This window comes from Sphingomonas phyllosphaerae FA2 (assembly GCF_000427645.1).
GTDB lineage: Bacteria > Pseudomonadota > Alphaproteobacteria > Sphingomonadales > Sphingomonadaceae > Sphingomonas > Sphingomonas phyllosphaerae.
Window position 1 is genome coordinate 419,265 of sequence record NZ_KE386571.1, and the last position, 16,530, is coordinate 435,794.

The following is a 16,530-nucleotide window of genomic DNA, read 5'->3' on the forward strand; positions in this document are numbered from 1 at the left end:
CGCCGGCACGGGAAAAACGCCGCCGGCATGAGCCGGCAGCGTTTTTCGTACAGCGTCGTCGATGGTTCAGGCCGTGCCGTGCTGCGTGAGGAACGCCCGCAGCCGGTCGGCCATATCCTGTAGTGTCACCTGCCCGATGTCGCCATCAGCGCCGTTCGAGGTGCGCAGCAGATCGGCGATCGCAAGCTGGATCTGCGTGATGTGGTCGATCAACTGCAGGCTCGCCATGTGCCGGCGCAGCGTGTCACCATCGCTGCCCAGATCGTAGGCGAGTTCGGCCAGCATGCTCGACGCGAGCACCAGCTCGGCGGCGAGCGCCTGCGCCAGCGGCCGCGGCACGCCGGCTGCCGCCGCGGTCCCCATCGGCAGGGGTAGCCCCGCCGCGGCGCTCATTTCGAACACATCTTCATGACGCCCGCGACCAGCGCGTCGCTGGCGACCGGCTGCGAGACCATACCGCGCGTCAGCGTATAGCCGCCGCCGCTCTCCGCCGGGGCGAAGGCATAGCCGCCCGCCGCGTTCAGCGCGCGCAAGCCGCCCGCACCATCCTCGTTGCCGTCGAGCAGCAGCACGCCGACCGCGTTCGCCGCCGCCGCCTTCGCCGCCGAGGCGAACAGCAGTGAGATCGACGGACGTTCGCCCGCGACCGGATCCTTGGGCAGCAGCCGCAGCGTGCCGTTCGGCCAGCTGTCGATGACGAGGTGCGCGTCGCCGTGCGGCGCGAGATAGATCGTGCCTTGTTCCGGCTTCATGCCGTCGGCCGCGACCACCACCCTGGCGGCGCACTGCTCGGCAAGCTTCTCGACCATGCTTTCGACCATGCCCGGCCCGAGATGCTGGACGACGACGGTCGGCGGACAGTTCGCCGGGAAGCCCGCGAACAGGTCAAAGATCGACTTGGTGTTCGACGCATCGCCGCCGACCAGCAACAGGCGACCGTTCCAGTCGATCGGCGGGTGCTTGGCGGTTTTGGGTGCGGTCTTCGGCTTCAGGTCGGCTTTCTTGGCCGCCTTCAGTCGCTTGGCCAGCTTGGCGATGATCGCGTCCAGCTCGGCGGGCGCCGCGACGCGCGGCTTGGGGAAGCAATCGATCGCGCCTAGCCGCAGCGCCTCGATCGATTCCGCCGCACCGTCCTGCGTTCGGGTCGAAAACATGATGACCGGCATCGGCTTGGTGTCCATGATCTCGGCGAGATACTCGAGACCGCTCATCCCCGGCATCTCGACGTCGAGCGTCATGACGTCGGGGCGCTTGCTTTCCACCAGCCCGCGCGCTTCCGCCGCGCCATCGGCCATGCCGACCACTTCCACGCCCGGGATCCGCTCAAGGGCACCCGAGATCAGCGCGCGCATGGTCAGCGAATCGTCGACCACCAATACTTTCGTTCCAGCCATGACCCAGTCCTAAATTACGCGCGTTAACTATGTGTAATCAGGCGGCATCCGCCATTGCGGCGCGTTCCACCAGCCGCTCCAGCGCGAGCACCAAAATTAGCCGCTGATCGATGGTTGCGAGGCCGTCGAGGAATTGTTGGGCGGCGGAGTCGCCCATGTCGGGGAGGGGCTGCATGTCCTCGGTCTGCACCGTGACGATGTCGTTGACCGCGTCGACGATAATGCCCTGCAATTGCTCGCCAATACGCACGACGATGATGACGTGGCGCGCCGTCGGATCGGTCATGCCCCAGCCCAGCCGGTGACGCAGATCGAGCACCGGGAGCACCACCCCGCGCAGATTTACCACGCCGCGAACGTGGCTGGGCACGTTCGGGAGCGGGGTGGCCGGCGACCAGGCGCGGATTTCGCGAATCGCCATGATGTCGACGCCCAGATACTGATCGCCGAGCTGGAAGGTGATGAGCTGACGGGACATAGGGTTCGTTCCTTGTGACATCAGTGCAGCACGCGCCGGATCGCGGCGGCGAGCTTTTCGGGGTGGAAGGGCTTGACGATCCAGCCGGTCGCGCCGGCCTGGCGCGCGCGCTGCTTCTTCTCGTCGGAGCTTTCGGTGGTCAGCACCAGGATCGGCAACGTGCGGCGACCATCGGCGCGGACGTTCTCGATCAGCCCGAACCCGTCCATGCGCGGCATGTTGATGTCGGTGATGAGCAGGTCCGGCTCGTCCTCTTCGTCGAAGCTGGCGAGCGTCTCCAGCGCATGGACGCCATCCTCGGCCTCGACGACCTGATAGCCGAGGTCGGTCAGCGCGGCGCGCAGCAGCATTCGCATGCTGGGCGAGTCGTCCACGGTCATGATCGTCTTGGTCACGGGTACTGGCTCCTGGGCAGAATTCGGGTCGTAAGGAGTAGGCGGGATCAGAAGAATTCGACGTCGCCGAGCGTGGCGGGCGGCGGCGGGGCGGGGCGGACCCGCACGACCGGCGCCGGGACCGACTGCTCCGTCACGACCCTGCAGCGCGCGAGGCCCAGCGCCGGGCGAAACTCGACCCGCCGCGCGCCGTTGCCACCGACATCCTCGCCGACCAGCGCGATCCGCTCGTCACGCAGGAAGCGACGGGCGAACGCGATATTGTCGCCGCCGATGTCGCGGAAACCGGTGCGCATCGTCGCGCCGCCGAAGATCCGCGCCTTGAACCGCGACCGCACTCCGCCCATCGCCAGCATCGCGTTGATGAGGACTTCCATCGCATAGACGCCGTAGCGCTGCATCGAGGCGGGATCGGAGGCATGCCCCTCCGCTAACAGGTAGTGGTTAATACCTCCTACCTTGGCGACCGGATCGTAAAAACATGCGGCGATGCAGCTGCCGAGCACGGTGGTGAGCACGACGTCGGTTTCGTCGCTGACGCGCGTTTCCCCCTGCGCAACCGTGATGCGGCGCAGTCCATCGCGAAGCGCGAGCCCCGTCATGCACGACACTCCTGCAGCAAGCGCGCGGCGATCCGGCGCAGCGGCATCTGCTGCACGACCGCGCCGATGCGGTGCGCGACCGCGGGCATCCCGTACACGACGCTGGACGACTCGTCCTGGCCGATCGTCACCGAGCCGGACTGGCGCATCGCCAGCATTCCCTCGGCGCCGTCGGCACCCATGCCGGTGAGGATCGCGCCGACCGCATCGGCACCCGCGATCCGCGCGACCGAGTGGAACAGCACGTCGACCGACGGCTGATGCCCGCTCATCTTCGGGCCGGGGAGCAAGCGACAGTAACGCCGCGTCGCTGGGCCCGCGATCTCAAGGTGTTGATCGCCGCCGGGTGCCAGATAGACCTTGCCGGCACGCAGCACCGCGCCGGCACGCGCTTCCTCGACGCTCGGCTTGCACAGCCGGTCGAGTCGCGCGGCGAAGCTGGCGGTGAAGCTGGGCGGCATGTGCTGCACGATCACCGTCGGCGGGCAATTGGCGGGGAAGCCGGACAGCAATTCGATCAGCGCCTCGACGCCGCCGGTCGACGCGCCGACGGCGATCATCGACTGGTCGCGGGGCGTATAATCGGCCTGCGGTGCCGGCTCGGGCGTGCGCGGTGCCGCCGCGACGCTGCGCCCGCGCGAACCGGAGGCGGCACGGACCAGCGCGGGCAGGCGGATCGCCTCGTCCGGGCGGCGCAGCGCCAGCTTGTCGAAACATTCGAACGCGCCCAGCTCGAGCGCGGCGATGCTGGCGTCCGCGCCTTCGGAGGTGAGCGTCGAGAGCATGACGACCGGGGTCGGGCGCAGCCGCATCAACCGTTCGAGAAAGTCGAGGCCGTTCATCCCCGGCATCTCGATGTCGAGCGTGACAACGTCGGGATCGAGTTCCTTGATCCGCGCGCGCGCTTCCTCCGCGCTGGACGCGGTGCCGACGACCTGGATGTGCGGATCGCTGGCGAGCGTGCGCTGGATCAGCGCCTGCATCGTCAGCGAATCATCGACGACGAGGGTGCGGACGCTCATGCGCGCACCTTTAGATAGGCGGTGCGCCCGACGCAGTCGAAGCGTGCCGCAACATCGGGCGACAAGCGCTCCGAATGGCCGATGTACAGCATCCCCCCGGTCTCCAGATGATCGGCCAGCCGCGATTGCAGCTTGGCCTTTGTGGGTTCGTCGAAATAGATCATGACGTTGCGACAGCAGATCGCGTCGAAACGCCCCTTCATCGGCCACGGACCGAGCAGATTGAGCGGCCGGAACGAGATCGCCTCGCGCAGCGCCGGATCGACCGTCAGTCGATTGTCGACCCAGGTCGCGCGCAGCTTGGCGGGCACGGTGCGCAGCGTGTCCGCCGAATAGCGGCCCGCACGCGCGGTATCGAGGACGCTGGGCGACACGTCGGTGGCAAGCATCCGCAGATCGCCCTTGAGCAGCCGTTGTGCCGCCGACCGATCGTGGCCCAGCGCGGCCATCAGCCACGTATAGGGCTCCTCGCCGCTGGAGCAGGCCGCCGACCACAGCCGCACGCGGCCGCCGTTCACCAGCCGCTGCGACAGCGTCGGCCACATCCGCTCGACGAAATCCTCGAAATGATGCGCTTCGCGGAAGAAGCTGGTGTGGTTCGTGGTGAGCGCATCCAGCATCCGGTTGCGCTCTTCCTCGTCCTGCTCGATCACGCGGAGATAGGCGGAGACGCTGGTCAACCCGCACGCGCGCACGCGCGGTGCGACGCGCCCGTAGACGAGCTGCGACTTGCCGTCGGGCAACAGGATGCCGAGCGTGTCGTAGACGATCTTGGCGATCGCCTGATGATCCGCGGGTGCGAAGTCGAACTCGCGTTTCGCCGAGGACATGGCGAGCGCGGCGGTCATGCGGCGTGCGCAAGCTGCGGACGGCGCGACCGCTGCGAGGTGAGCGCATCGACATCGATGATGAGCGCAACGCGCCCGTCGCCGAGGATCGTCGCGCCGGCCAGCCCGTCGATCGCCTGATAATTCGCCTCCAGGCTCTTCACGACCACCTGACGCTGATCCTGGATCGAGTCGACCAGCAGCGCGGCCTGACCCTGATCGCCTTCGACGACGATCAGCACTGCCTTCTCCGGGTTGCGTTCGCCGCCCTCAATGCCGAGCTGTTCGGCGACCGGGTAGATCGGCACATAGGAGCCGCGAACGTCGAGCACCGAGCCGTTGATGCCGATCGCGGTGACCGAGCGATCCGACGGGCGCAGGCTTTCGACGATGTGGCTGAGCGGGATGACGAACGTCTGGTCGCCGACCGTGACGATCATCCCGTCGACCACCGCAAGCGTCAGCGGCAGGCTGAGCGAGAAGCTGGAGCCCGAGCCGAATTTCGAGTGGATGCCGATGCGGCCGCCGAGCGCCTGCACGTTCTTGCGCACCACGTCCATCCCGACGCCGCGCCCCGAGATGTTCGAGACGGTCGCCGCGGTGGAGAAGCCCGGTGCGAAGATCAGATTGTCGACTTCCTCGTCGCTCAGCACCGCATCGGGCAGGATGATCCCTCGCTCGACCGCCTTGGCGCGGACGCGCGTACGGTCGATACCGCGCCCGTCATCGGCGACAGTGATGACGATCCGGCCCGAATGATGCGCGGCCGAGAGCGTGACGACGCCGGTTTCCGGCTTGCCCGCCTTGACGCGTTCCTCGGTGGTTTCCAGCCCGTGATCGACCGCGTTGCGGATCAGGTGGGTCAGCGGCTCGCCGATGCGTTCGACGACGGTCTTGTCGACCTCGGTCATCTCGCCTTCGATGTCGAGACGGACGCGCTTGCCGGTTTCGCCTTCCAGCTCGCGGATGATCCGCGGTACGCGACTGAAGACGGTCTTCATCGGCTGCGCGCGGATCGCCATCGTCGATTCCTGAAGCTCACGCGTCAGGTGATCGAGATCGGTCAGTTCGGAGATGCCGGCCATGTCGTTCTCGCTCAGCCGCTGCGCGAGCATCGCCTGGGTGATGACCAATTCGCCGACGAGGTTCACGAGTCGATCGAGCTTGTCCAGATCGACGCGGATCGTCTGCGCAACTGGCGTCGGAGGCGGAGTAGGAGCGACCGCGACCGGGCGCGGCGCGGCAGCCGGGGCGGCGGGGGCCGTCGCGACCGGTGCGGGAGCGGGCCCCGGCGCCGGGGTGGGCGCTGGCGCGACGGCGGCCGGAGCTGGGGCGACGGGCTCCGCGACCGCGGCGACCGGAGCGGGAGCGGGCATGGGGGCCGGGCTCGGCTCGGGCGCGGCGGCGACGACGATCGTCGGCGACGAAACCGGCGGCAGTGCCGCGACTCGCTCCAGCGTCAGCGCGCAGCCATCGGTGAATTCGAAGACAGCGCGGATGTCGTCTTCTTCGACCGCGGCCGGCACCGAGATGCGCCACGCTAGATACGACAACTCGGGATCGAGCGTCGCGAGCGGGGGCAGCGAGTCGGCATCGCACGACAGGACCTGCGCACCCATCCGCTGTAACTCGCGGAGCAGCAGCAGCGGTTCGCCGCCGTTGTCGAGCGCGTTGGCCGGCGGACGGAAGGTGAGCAGCCAGCCGGGGGCGGCCGCACCGGTGGTCAAGAGATCGTCGTCGTCCGCCGGACCGGCCGCGCCGCCGACATCGTCCAGCATCGCCATCAGGTCGTCGAAATCGTCGCTGACGCCGGCCGGCGCTTCCTCGACGAACGCGGCGGGCGCCTCGGCGACCGGCTCGGCGGCACCGGGTGCTTCGCCGCTCGATGCCGCGATCAGACGCGCGAGCATCGCCGCATCGTCCGGCGCATCGCCGCCGTCGCGCGCCGCGGCGACGTGATCGGCCAGCATGTCGAACGCCGCGACGATCAGGTCGACCAGCGCCGGGGTCAGCGCCAGCGTCTCGCTGCGCAGCAGATCGAGCAGCGTCTCATATTGGTGGGTATAGGCCTGCAGCCGTTCGTGCCCGAACGCGCCCGCGCCGCCCTTGATCGAGTGGACCGCACGGAAGATGCCGTTGATCGTCTCACCGTCATATTGCTGGTCGCGAAGCGCGGCGAAGGCGCTTTCCATGCCGGCCAGGCCTTCTTCGCATTCCTGGAAGAAGATCTGCTGGATTGCATCGAGGTCCAAGGTCGGGCTCCTGCGCGAAAGGTAGTGAGGTCAGGCGGCGGTGAGGACGTCGATCGCGGCGAGTTCGCCGGCCTCGACCATCGCGACGCTGGGGAAGGCGACCTGCCACGACAGGCCGCGTGCGACCGCGGCGGCGCGCGCCGTGGCCAGCACCTGCAGACACGCCTGACCGATCTGGTCGACCCCGGCGGCGTCGATCGCGACCGGCTCTGCGGCGTCGACCAGCTTTTGCAACGACAGGCGCAATGGCGCCGCCGCGGCGGTATCCAATCGGGGGCTGAGGACGATCGACATCGCGGTCTTTCCTGTCAGATGACGGTGAGGACGAACGGGCCGAAGCGATGTGGCATCATGATCGTCCCCTCCTTCCCAAAAATGGTCGACCCCCGCGCTTCATCCTGCCGACGGGGGACCGGTCGGCAGCCGATGTGCCCGATCTGTCCTAAAATGACGTTAAACCTGCCGGGCGATGGCAAAGCATCTTCCGGGGCCGGTGCGGTTAATCCGATTACAACCAATGCCTTGCATGGATGACCGGGAACGGCGCCGGTGCCGGCGGGGAAGTGCATTGTTGCAGGCGTTAAGGACGATCATGCCTGAGAGTGACTCGGGGGAATTGCTGCGCCAGTCGGCGGTGATGCGCGCGATCGGCTCTCCGTTCGTGGCCGAGATACTGGCAGCCGCCGACCGGCAGCTTCATCATGCACCGCGCACCCGCGCGATGCTGGCCGACTGGCCGGGCGATCCGGCCGCGGCGGCGGTGGCGATGCGGCTGAACGCGGCGCTGCACGCGCTGGCGCGTCGCGACACGCCGACGGTGCTGGGCGCGCTCTATCGCGGCGAGCATGGCGATGTCGACGGCGCGGTACGCGCAGCGTTTGCGGCGCACGATGCGTTCATTGCGCAGTGGATGCGCGACACGCCGCAGACCAACGAGGTCGGGCGGGCCGGTGCGATACTGGCGGCGCTGATGGAGGTGGTTGCGCGCGCCGACCTGCCGGTCGAGCTGATCGAGCTGGGGTCGAGTGCGGGGCTCAACCTGAATCTTGCGCGCTATCGCTATGATCTGGGCGGTGTGCTGGCCGGTTCAGCCGACTCGGCAGTGCAGGTCGCGCCCGAATGGCGGGGCGCGCGCGCGCCGGATCGCCGCGTCGACGTCGTCGCGGCAGAGGGGGTCGATCTCCACCCGCTCGACCCGAACGACGCCGCGACGTGCGAGCGGTTGATGGCCTATGTCTTCGCCGATCAGCCCGCGCGGGCCGCGCGGTTGGCGGCGGCGCTGACGGTCGCGCGGCAACACCCGCCGCGCATCACTCGCGCCGATGCGACCGGGTGGCTGGCGGAACGGCTCGACACGGCGCAGCCGGCCGGGCGGTGGCGCGTGATCTTCCATTCGATGATGGCGCAATATGTCGGTGCGGCCGAGCGGAAGGCGCTGGAGCGCAGCATCGCGGCGGCGGGCGCGCGCGCCGACGAACGGCGACCGCTGGCGCGGATCGCGTTCGAGTGGAACGCGGGGCGCACTGCGGTCGAACTGCGGCTCACCTGCTGGCCCGACGGCGACACGCGCGTGCTCGCCATCTGTCATCCCTATGGCGCGTGGATCGAGTGGCTGGGGTAAAAACCTCCCCTTTATCCGCATTTAACTAATCGGCGCTACGCGTCGGACGACCAACAGGCCCGTGCGGCAGAAAGACCAGAGATGTTCAAGACCCTGAGCATACCGAGGAAGCTGGGTTTCTCCTTCCTCGTCATCAATGCCTCGGCGGCGATCATGATGGTCGTCTTCTTCGCGAACATCTGGATGATTCGCTCGGCGACGGTGAACAGCAACCACAGCCAGGACGTCTATGCCAAGGCATTGACGCTGGAGACGTCGATCCTGCGCGAGAACAGCCAGTTGCGCGGCTATCTGGTCACCGCCGATCCGACCTATCTGAAGTCGTACAACGAAGCGCGCGACGAATATGACCAGACGACCCTCGCACTCGAAAAGCTGCTGACCGATCCGGCGCGCCGGGCGCTCGTCCTCACCTCGCGCGCGGAAACCGCGAAGTGGCGGGAGGCGTGGAGCAACCGGCTGGTCACGATGGTGAAGGCCGGGCAGCGCGAGGCCGCCGAACAGGCGGTGCGCGACGCCGGCAAGAAGGTGCTGACCAGCGCGATCGTGCTGCCGCTGCGCGACCTGCGCGATCAGGAAACCGCCGCGATCGAGGAAAATGCCGCGAGCCAGGCGCACGCGCTGACCACCGCGACGATCGCGCTTGTGCTGGGCGGCATCGCGCTGATCGGCATCGCGGTGTTGCTGCAGACCGCGTTGAGCCGCAGCATCGCGCGCCCGGTCAGCGCGCTGACCCGGCGCATGGCCGATCTGGCCGCGGGCAAGAGCGCGATCGACGTTCCCGATACGGCGCGTGCCGACGAACTGGGCGACATGGCGCGCGCGGTGCTGGTGTTCCGCGACGCCGCGCAGGCCAAGCTAACCGCGGATCAGGAGCGCGAGCTGGCGATGCGGGAAATCGGCGACGGGCTGCACCGGCTGTCCGAGGCCGACCTGACCGTGCGGCTGAACGCCTTGCCGGGCTCCTATGCGGTGCTGTCGAAGGATTTCAACGGCGCGGTCGGCAAGCTGTCCGACCTGACCTGCAACGTGCGGCGCAGCGTCGAGACGATCAAGCAGAACGCCGACGAGATCAGCCAGTCGGCGCGCGACCTGTCGGCGCGCAGCGAGCAGCAGGCGTCGTCCTTGCGCGAAACCGCCGCGGCGATGGATGAGATCACGGGTACCGTGCGCGAGGGCGCGTCGAACGCCGCCGACGCGAACAAGGCGATGGCCGACGCGCGCAATGCCGCCCAACTGGGTGGCGAGGTGGTCCGCAAGTCGGTGGAGGCGATGAACGGCATCGACAAGGCCAGCCGCGAGATCGCCGACATCATCAGCGTGATCGACGGCATTGCGTTCCAGACCAACCTGCTGGCGCTGAACGCGGGCGTCGAGGCGGCGCGTGCGGGCGAGGCAGGCAAGGGCTTCGCGGTGGTCGCCAACGAGGTGCGCGCGCTGGCGCAGCGCTCGGCCGACGCGGCATCGGACGTCAAGACGCGCATTCTTTCCGCGATCCACCACGTCAAATCGGGCGTCGAACTGGTCGACGAGACCGGGCAGGCGCTGGAGCGGATCATCGAGCGGGTCGGCAGCGTGAGCGTCATCATGGACACGATCGCGCGCGCGTCGGACCATCAGGCGCAGAGCCTGGGTCAAGTGAACATCGCGATCAACGAAATGGATGGCGTGACGCAGCAGAATGCCGCGATGGTCGAGGAGTCGACCGCCGCCGCGAGCCTGCTGGCGCGCGAATCCGAGCAACTCGCAGGTGCGGTCGCGACGTTTACGGTCGACGAGCCGGCGGCGCGTCCGGTGGCCGTGGCGGCGAGTGCTGCGCCGCGTGCGCGCCACATCACCGCGCCGGCCCGCGCAACGCGCGCCGTGCCCCGCGTGGTCGGCAACACCGCGCTGGCGACGAGCGAGGACGACTGGTCGGCGTTCTGAGCCCATTATTCGTCCTCCCGGACTCCATCCGGGATCCCGCTTTCACTCTGGCAGCGAAGAAGAAGCGGGGCCCCGGATCAAGTCCGGGGCGACAAGAGGGTGGGGATTTGAGTTACCCCGTAAAGGCCCCGATCTCGGCCACCGTCATGCTGCCCGCCGGGATCGCTGGCGCGTCGAAGCGCAGCAGGAGGTAGCGCGCCTGCCGCACCGTGAACGGCACACGCTGTGTGGCGAGCGCATAGGCGATGTTGCCGAATTCGCCCGTTGCGGCGGGTGACCAGTCCTTTCCATCCGCGCTCGTCTCGGCGACATAGCCGCGGGGTGGCGCGGTATCCTTCGCGACGGTGCGCGATGGCGTCAGGCTGAAGCCGGCGAGCGGCAGGACGCGGCCGAGATCGACCGTGACGCTGGCGGGATTGGCGGCGGTCGGTGCCGGCACCGTCCAGCGTGTCTGCGCATCGCCATCGATCAGCTTTTCCGCACCGGGTCCGCTGGCGGTGACGATCGACCAGCCGCGCTGCGGGATGATCGTCGGATCGGACACCTTGGGCGGCGCGACCGGCACCGGTTGCACCTGTCGGAACAGCGAAATCTCGCTGATCGCGGGGCACGCGGGGGCGTCGAGGATGCGCAACCGCAGCCGGCGTGCCGATGACGGCGCAGGCAGGCGTACGATGCGCTGCGCGCTGATGCACTCATGTTCGGCAACGGTGCGCCACTGCCCGGCTTCCTCGAGGTCGATCGCGAACTTCGTCACGCGCACCCCGAGCGGGAGATATTCGCGCATTCGGATCACGTCGAAGGTTCGGTTCGGCGGGAGGTCGAGCGTCAGCGTCGGCGTCGTGTCGCCATCGGGGGGCGACCAATAGGTGTCGCGGCGGCCGTCGAGCACGCGCGATGCGGCGAAGGCGCGGCCGCGCTCGGCGCTGGCATGCGCGACCGCGCCCTGCGCCAAATCGCGGGCATAGGTCTGCGCCTGCGCCTCGCCGAAGCTCTTGAGCACCGCGGCGTCGTGATCGGCGACGCGGCCGCGACGATCGGGCGGGATGTTGAGGTGCATGTTGGTGCCGCGTCCGACCGACTCGTCGAAGTAACGCAGCAGGCGCGCGGGGCTCTTCACCTTCGCATCCTCATCGGCGTGGTAGAACCAGCCGGGGCGGATCGAGGTGTTGGTCTCCGCCGGCCACCACAAGGGCGCGCCGCGGACGCCCGAATTGCCTTCGGACTGGACATAGGGATGCGCGGGCATCGTCGGCCAGCACGGATCGCCCGCGACGCCATCTTCGTTGCCGACCCAGCGGATGTCCGCGCCATAGGGGTCGAAGGTGCAGGCCATCGGCTGATGCTGGTGCACCAGCGCGATGATCGACGGCCAGTTATAGTATTTCGGCGCGTCAATCTTCCGCGTCTCGCGCGCGCCGCCGTAATAGCCGTCGCCGCCATTCGCGCCGTCGAACCAGAATTCGAACAGTTCGCCATAGCGCGTGCAGAGTTCGACCACCTGCTTGCGATAATAGTCGATGTACGCGGGGCGGCCGTATTCGGCGTGGTTGCGGTCCCACGGCGATAGATACAGGCCGAAGGCGAGCCCGGCGCGGCGCGTCGCCTTTTCCATCTCGCCGACGATATCGCCCTTGCCCTGCTTGTACGGGCTGTTGCGGATGCAATGTTCGGTCAACAGCGTCGGCCACAGGCAGAAGCCGTCGTGATGCTTGGCGGTGAGGATGATCCCGCGCATTCCGCCCGCCTTGGCCGCCGCGACGATCTGGTCGGCGTCGAAGTCAGTTGGGTTGAAGAGCTTCGGGCTCTCGTCACCGTAGCCCCATTCGCGATCGGTGAAGGTGTTGATCGAGAAATGGATGAAGGCATATTGCTCGCGCATGTGCCACGCGGCCTGACGCTTCGAGGGTGTCGCGCCCCATGGCTTCGGCGCGGCGCTGCCCTGCGCGAGGGCGGGGAGCGCGGTGGTGGCGGCACCGGCGGCTAGCAGCGCGCGGCGGGTGAGGTCGGTCATCGGGGGCTCCTGAGACGGGCGCAAGAATCAATTGTCACCCCGGCGGAGGCCGGGGCCCAGTGGCGGGCGGCTCGCGAGATGCGGCTACGTTCCCCATCTGGGCCCCGGCCTTCGCCGGGGCGACGGTAGTGAGTGGGATGAATGGAGTTTGCCATCACCCCGGCGTGCGCCCGAACGACGGCGGGCGGTCGGCCAGCGCCTTGCCGAACGCGGGGTTGGGCGTCGCGCTCATCGTGAAGCGCAGCGTGCCACCCTTCACCAGATCGGCGTGCGCGATCCAGCTTTTCGTCCACGGACGCCCGTTCCACGTCACCGCGGTGACGTAGGGGGTCGCGGCGGTGTTGCCGGGGGCCTCGACCACCAGCCTCTTTCCGCCGGGCAGCGCCAGCGTCGCGCGCTCGAACAACGGCGAGCCGAACACATAGACCGCCTCGACCGGGTCGACCGGGTAGAAGCCGAGCGACGACATGACGAACCACGCGCTCATCTGCCCGCAATCGTCGTTGCCGATCACGCCGTCCGGATCGTTCTTGTACATCTCGACGAGCAGGCGGCGCACCATCCGCTGCGTCTTCCAAGGCGCGCCGACGAAGGCATAGAGATAGGCGACATGCTGGTCGGGCTCGTTGCCATGCGCATATTGGCCGACCAGCCCGCTGATGTCTGGCGGCGCGTTCTTGGGCAGCGTCGACGGCACGGTGAACAGCGCGTCGAGCTTGGCCTCGAACTTCGCGTCGCCGCCCATGTGCGCGATCAGGCCATAGACGTCGTGCTGGTTGAGGAAGGTCGCCTGCCAGCCGTTCGCCTCGGTATAGTCGCGCCACCACGGCTTGGGCATGTGCCCGAGCTGGATCGGATCGTAATCCTTCCACCACGAACCGTTCGCAAAGCGCGGGCGCGCGAAGCCGATCGACGCGTCGATGACGTTGCGCCAATTCCCCGAGCGCTTGAGCAGCCGCGCGGACTCCGCCTCGGCACCCGCGACGCGCGCGAGCTTGGACGACGCCCAGTCGTCATAGGCATATTCCTGCGTGCGGCTGACGCTCTCGAACCATTTGTCGGCCGGGACATAGCCCTTGGCGTCGTACAGGTCGCGGCCCTTGCTGTTGTCGAGATCGGGCGCGCTGAAATCGAACGAGCGCTTGGCGATCGCGGGCCAAGCCGCGGCGTAATCGGCGGGGATGCCCTTGGCGTGCGCCTCGGCGAGCACCGACACGCCGTGCCAGCCCATCATCGTGCCGGTTTCGACTCCCTGCAACGGCCAGACCAGCGGGCCATAAGGGCTTTGCTGCGTCTGGCGGATCAGGTCGTCGACCAGCGACTTGGCGCGATCCGGCGCGACGATCGTCAGCAGCGGGTGGAGCGCGCGATACGTGTCCCACAGCGAGTAGGTGGAATAGGCACGCTGCCCGGTGGGGACGGTGTGCACCTGCCGGTCGAGCCCGACGTAGCGGCCGTCGACGTCGGAGAAGAGCGTCGGCGCGACCATCGTGTGATAGAGCGCGCTCGCCATGATCGTGCGCTGGTCGGCGGTACCGCCCTCGACGGTGACCGCGCCCAGCGCCCCGGCCCAGCGGCGCGCGGCGGCGCGGCGGACGCTGTCGAAATCGCCGCGCGCCGCCTCGGCCTGCAGGTTGGCGCGCGCGCCCGCGACATCGACCGCCGAGATGCCGCAGCGGACCACGATCGGCGCCGCGCCGGCATCGTCGAAGAACAGCACCGCCTTGACGCGCTTGGCCGCCACGGAGGTCGTGCCCTTCGGCTGCTCGGCATCATCGTCGCCGTAGAAGGCGACACGGTCGGGCTGGCGCGAGAGCTGCATCGCGAAATGGATACGGCGACCCTTCGCCCAGCGGTGGACGCGGCGGCTGCCGGTCAGCGTGCCATCGGCGTGGAGCGTGAGGCTGCCCTCGTCGATCAGCGGCCCGCTGTCCCATTTGTCCAGGATCATGTGCGCCATGTCGATCAGGAGGTGACCGGCGCCCTTCGGGAAGGTGTAGCGGTGCCAGCCGGTCCTCTCGGTGACGGTCAGCTCGGCGCGGACGCCGCTTTCCAGCGCGACGCGGTAATAGCCGGGCTCGGCATGTTCGTCCGAATAGCGCTGGCGATAGCCGGCGTCGGGGTTGTCGATCGGGCCGGGCTGGAGCTGCACCGGGCCGCGTGTCGGGACGACCAGCAAGTCGAGCATGTCGCCAATCCCGGTGCCCGACAGATGCGTGTGGCTGAACCCCATGATCGATCCGTCGCCGTGGTGGTAGCCCGAGCAGGTATCCCAGCGCGCGACATCGGTGTCGGGCGACAGCTGCACCATCCCGAAGGGCAGCGTCGCGCCGGGATAGGTGTGGCCGTCGCCGCCGGTGCCGACGAACAGATTGGGCGCGGCGCGGCGCGGGGCGGCGGCGAAGGCCGGGAGCGGGGTGACCGCGACGGTGGCGGTGGTCGCGAGCAGGGCGCGGCGGGTAAGCATTACAGGGCTTCCTTGAGGATCGCAGGGTTCGTGCGCGCGAGCCGCACGATCAGTTCGCCGAACAGGCCGTTCGCCCAGGCGAACCAGTGGCGCGTCCATTTGGCGGGATCGTTCATGTCGAACGTCTCGTGCATGAAGCCGGTGCCCGCGTCGGTGTCGCGCAAGGTCTTCAGGCAGGTGCGGATGACGCCTGCGTCGGTGGTGGAAAGCGCGCGGACGATCAGCGACATCGGCCAGATCTGACCCAGCCCGACGTGCGGCCCGCCGATCCCTTCGCCCGCGGTGCCGCAGAAGAAATAGGGGTTGGCCTCGCTCCACGCCGCCGCCTCGGTCCGCCGCCACAAGGCGTCGTCGGGCGCGACGCAGCCGAGATAGCCGAGCCCCGACAGCGACGGAACATTGGCGTCGTCCATGAACAATGCGTTGCCGAAGCCGTCGACCTCGAACGCCCACACCTCACGCCCATCGCGCAGCCGCATCGTGCCCCATTGCTTCAGCGCGGCCTCGACCTCGGCGGCGAGCGCAGTGGCGTCGCTGGCGAGCGCATCGTCGTGCGCGGCCTCGCTGGCGACGCGCGCCATCTCGCGCAGCGCGGTGACCGCGAACAGGTTCGACGGGATCAGGAACGGATATTGGCAGGCGTCGTCGGACGGGCGGAAGCCCGACACGATCAACCTCACCGGTCGCATCGGATTGCCCCAGCCTTCCAGCGGCATCATCTCGGTGTTGCGGTTCGAGGTGCGCAGGAAACTGTACGGCCCGCGCCCGTCCTTGCGCTGCTGCTCGCGGAAGGTGCGGACGCTCGCGCGCGCCGCCGCGGCCCAGGTTTTGTCGAACGGCCGCGGGTCGCGCGTCGCCTGCCAGTAACCATGCGCCAGCCGCATCGGATAGCAAAGTGAGTCGATCTCCCACTTCCGCTCGGCGACGCCGGGCTTCATCTCGGTCTGATCCTTGAGCGACCACGACAAATCGGTCTTCGCCGCCGGGTCCTGCATGAAGGCGTTGGCATAGGGATCGATCAGGATCGAGCGCGCCTGTCGCGCGATCAGCCCGCGGAACAGCTCGCCGAGCCTCGGATCGTCCTTGACCAGATGCAGGTACGGCGTGACCTGCGCCGAACTGTCGCGCAGCCACAAGGCGTTGATGTCGCCGGTGATGACGAACGCGTCGGGCTGGCCGTCGGCGGTGCCCATCTTCACGGTGGTGTCGAGCGTGTTCGGATAGCAATTGCCGAACATCCAGCGCAGCTTCGGGTCGGCGATCTGCTTGGAGACGCGTGCCAGCTCGCGTTCGACCGCGGGCGAGGTGAAGCGGCGATCGGCGAGCGCGGGGCGCTTGCTGGCATAGTCTGGCGTTGCGCCGAAGGCCGGCGTCGCGGCAAGCGCGGCGCTGCCCGCGAGAAAGTGGCGGCGGGTGGGGGTCATGCGGAGGTTTCCGATCGAGACGTCATTGCGAGCGTAGCGAAGCAATCCAGGACGTCGCGTGCTAGGCTCTGGATTGCTTCGCTGCGCTCGCAATGACGGGAGATTTGG

14 protein-coding genes are annotated in these 16,530 nt (G+C 68.3%); 2 read left to right on the plus strand and 12 right to left on the minus strand.

Annotation, left to right across the window (positions count from 1 at the left end):
• Nucleotides 1-66: 66 nt before the first annotated feature.
• Genes SPHPH_RS0102375 through SPHPH_RS0102415 form a run of 9 tightly spaced genes read right to left on the minus strand, consistent with a single transcriptional unit; the run spans nt 67 to nt 7,264 of the window.
• Entirely contained in the window at nt 67-393 is a 327-nt protein-coding gene (locus SPHPH_RS0102375; protein ID WP_037487923.1) for a hypothetical protein, read from the minus strand.
• A complete protein-coding gene (locus tag SPHPH_RS0102380; RefSeq protein ID WP_028965250.1) occupies nt 390-1,394 on the minus strand; it encodes a chemotaxis protein CheB in 1,005 nt (334 codons plus the stop codon). The genes SPHPH_RS0102375 and SPHPH_RS0102380 overlap by 4 nt, the downstream gene beginning before the upstream one ends.
• Before the next feature lie 37 nt (nt 1,395-1,431).
• Nucleotides 1,432-1,872 carry a chemotaxis protein CheW gene (locus SPHPH_RS0102385; protein ID WP_028965251.1) on the minus strand — a complete coding sequence of 147 codons (441 nt, stop codon included), beginning with the start codon at nt 1,870-1,872 and terminating at the stop codon, nt 1,432-1,434.
• A 20-nt stretch (nt 1,873-1,892) separates the two neighbouring features.
• On the minus strand, nt 1,893-2,267 hold the full coding sequence (locus tag SPHPH_RS0102390; RefSeq protein ID WP_028965252.1) for a response regulator: 375 nt from the start codon (nt 2,265-2,267) through the stop codon (nt 1,893-1,895).
• Nucleotides 2,268-2,314: 47 nt separating this feature from the next.
• Complete coding sequence (locus SPHPH_RS0102395) at nt 2,315-2,869, minus strand: chemotaxis protein CheD (protein WP_028965253.1); 555 nt, start codon at nt 2,867-2,869, stop codon at nt 2,315-2,317.
• Nucleotides 2,866-3,891: a protein-glutamate methylesterase/protein-glutamine glutaminase gene (locus SPHPH_RS0102400; protein ID WP_028965254.1), complete on the minus strand. Its 1,026-nt coding sequence runs from the start codon at nt 3,889-3,891 to the stop codon at nt 2,866-2,868. Before SPHPH_RS0102400 ends, SPHPH_RS0102395 begins: the two co-directional genes overlap by 4 nt.
• Nucleotides 3,888-4,739 carry a CheR family methyltransferase gene (locus SPHPH_RS0102405; RefSeq protein ID WP_028965255.1) on the minus strand — a complete coding sequence of 284 codons (852 nt, stop codon included), beginning with the start codon at nt 4,737-4,739 and terminating at the stop codon, nt 3,888-3,890. Before SPHPH_RS0102405 ends, SPHPH_RS0102400 begins: the two co-directional genes overlap by 4 nt.
• Nucleotides 4,736-6,970 carry a chemotaxis protein CheA gene (locus tag SPHPH_RS0102410; protein WP_028965256.1) on the minus strand — a complete coding sequence of 745 codons (2,235 nt, stop codon included), beginning with the start codon at nt 6,968-6,970 and terminating at the stop codon, nt 4,736-4,738. Before SPHPH_RS0102410 ends, SPHPH_RS0102405 begins: the two co-directional genes overlap by 4 nt.
• A 30-nt stretch (nt 6,971-7,000) precedes the next feature.
• On the minus strand, nt 7,001-7,264 hold the full coding sequence (locus SPHPH_RS0102415) for an STAS domain-containing protein (RefSeq protein ID WP_028965257.1): 264 nt from the start codon (nt 7,262-7,264) through the stop codon (nt 7,001-7,003).
• Nucleotides 7,265-7,562: 298 nt separating this feature from the next.
• On the opposite strand from SPHPH_RS0102415, the gene SPHPH_RS0102420 reads away from it, so the two are divergent.
• Together SPHPH_RS0102420 and SPHPH_RS0102425 are read left to right on the plus strand one after the other, a co-directional pair.
• A complete protein-coding gene (locus SPHPH_RS0102420; RefSeq protein WP_051272794.1) occupies nt 7,563-8,591 on the plus strand; it encodes a DUF2332 domain-containing protein in 1,029 nt (342 codons plus the stop codon).
• Nucleotides 8,592-8,672: 81 nt separating this feature from the next.
• Entirely contained in the window at nt 8,673-10,517 is a 1,845-nt protein-coding gene (locus SPHPH_RS0102425) for a methyl-accepting chemotaxis protein (RefSeq protein ID WP_028965259.1), read from the plus strand.
• Nucleotides 10,518-10,629: 112 nt separating this feature from the next.
• Here SPHPH_RS0102425 and SPHPH_RS0102430 read toward each other — a convergent pair whose 3' ends face one another.
• The 3 genes from SPHPH_RS0102430 to SPHPH_RS0102440 all read right to left on the minus strand — a co-directional run bounded on the left by SPHPH_RS0102430 (nt 10,630) and on the right by SPHPH_RS0102440 (nt 16,422).
• Entirely contained in the window at nt 10,630-12,531 is a 1,902-nt protein-coding gene (locus SPHPH_RS0102430; protein WP_028965260.1) for an alpha-L-fucosidase, read from the minus strand.
• A gap of 154 nt (nt 12,532-12,685) precedes the next feature.
• Entirely contained in the window at nt 12,686-14,998 is a 2,313-nt protein-coding gene (locus SPHPH_RS0102435) for a GH92 family glycosyl hydrolase (protein ID WP_028965261.1), read from the minus strand.
• Nucleotides 14,998-16,422 (minus strand): glycoside hydrolase family 125 protein, encoded by a 1,425-nt coding sequence (locus SPHPH_RS0102440; protein WP_028965262.1) that lies wholly within the window; start codon nt 16,420-16,422, stop codon nt 14,998-15,000. The genes SPHPH_RS0102435 and SPHPH_RS0102440 overlap by 1 nt, the downstream gene beginning before the upstream one ends.
• Between the last annotated feature and the right edge of the window lie 108 nt (nt 16,423-16,530).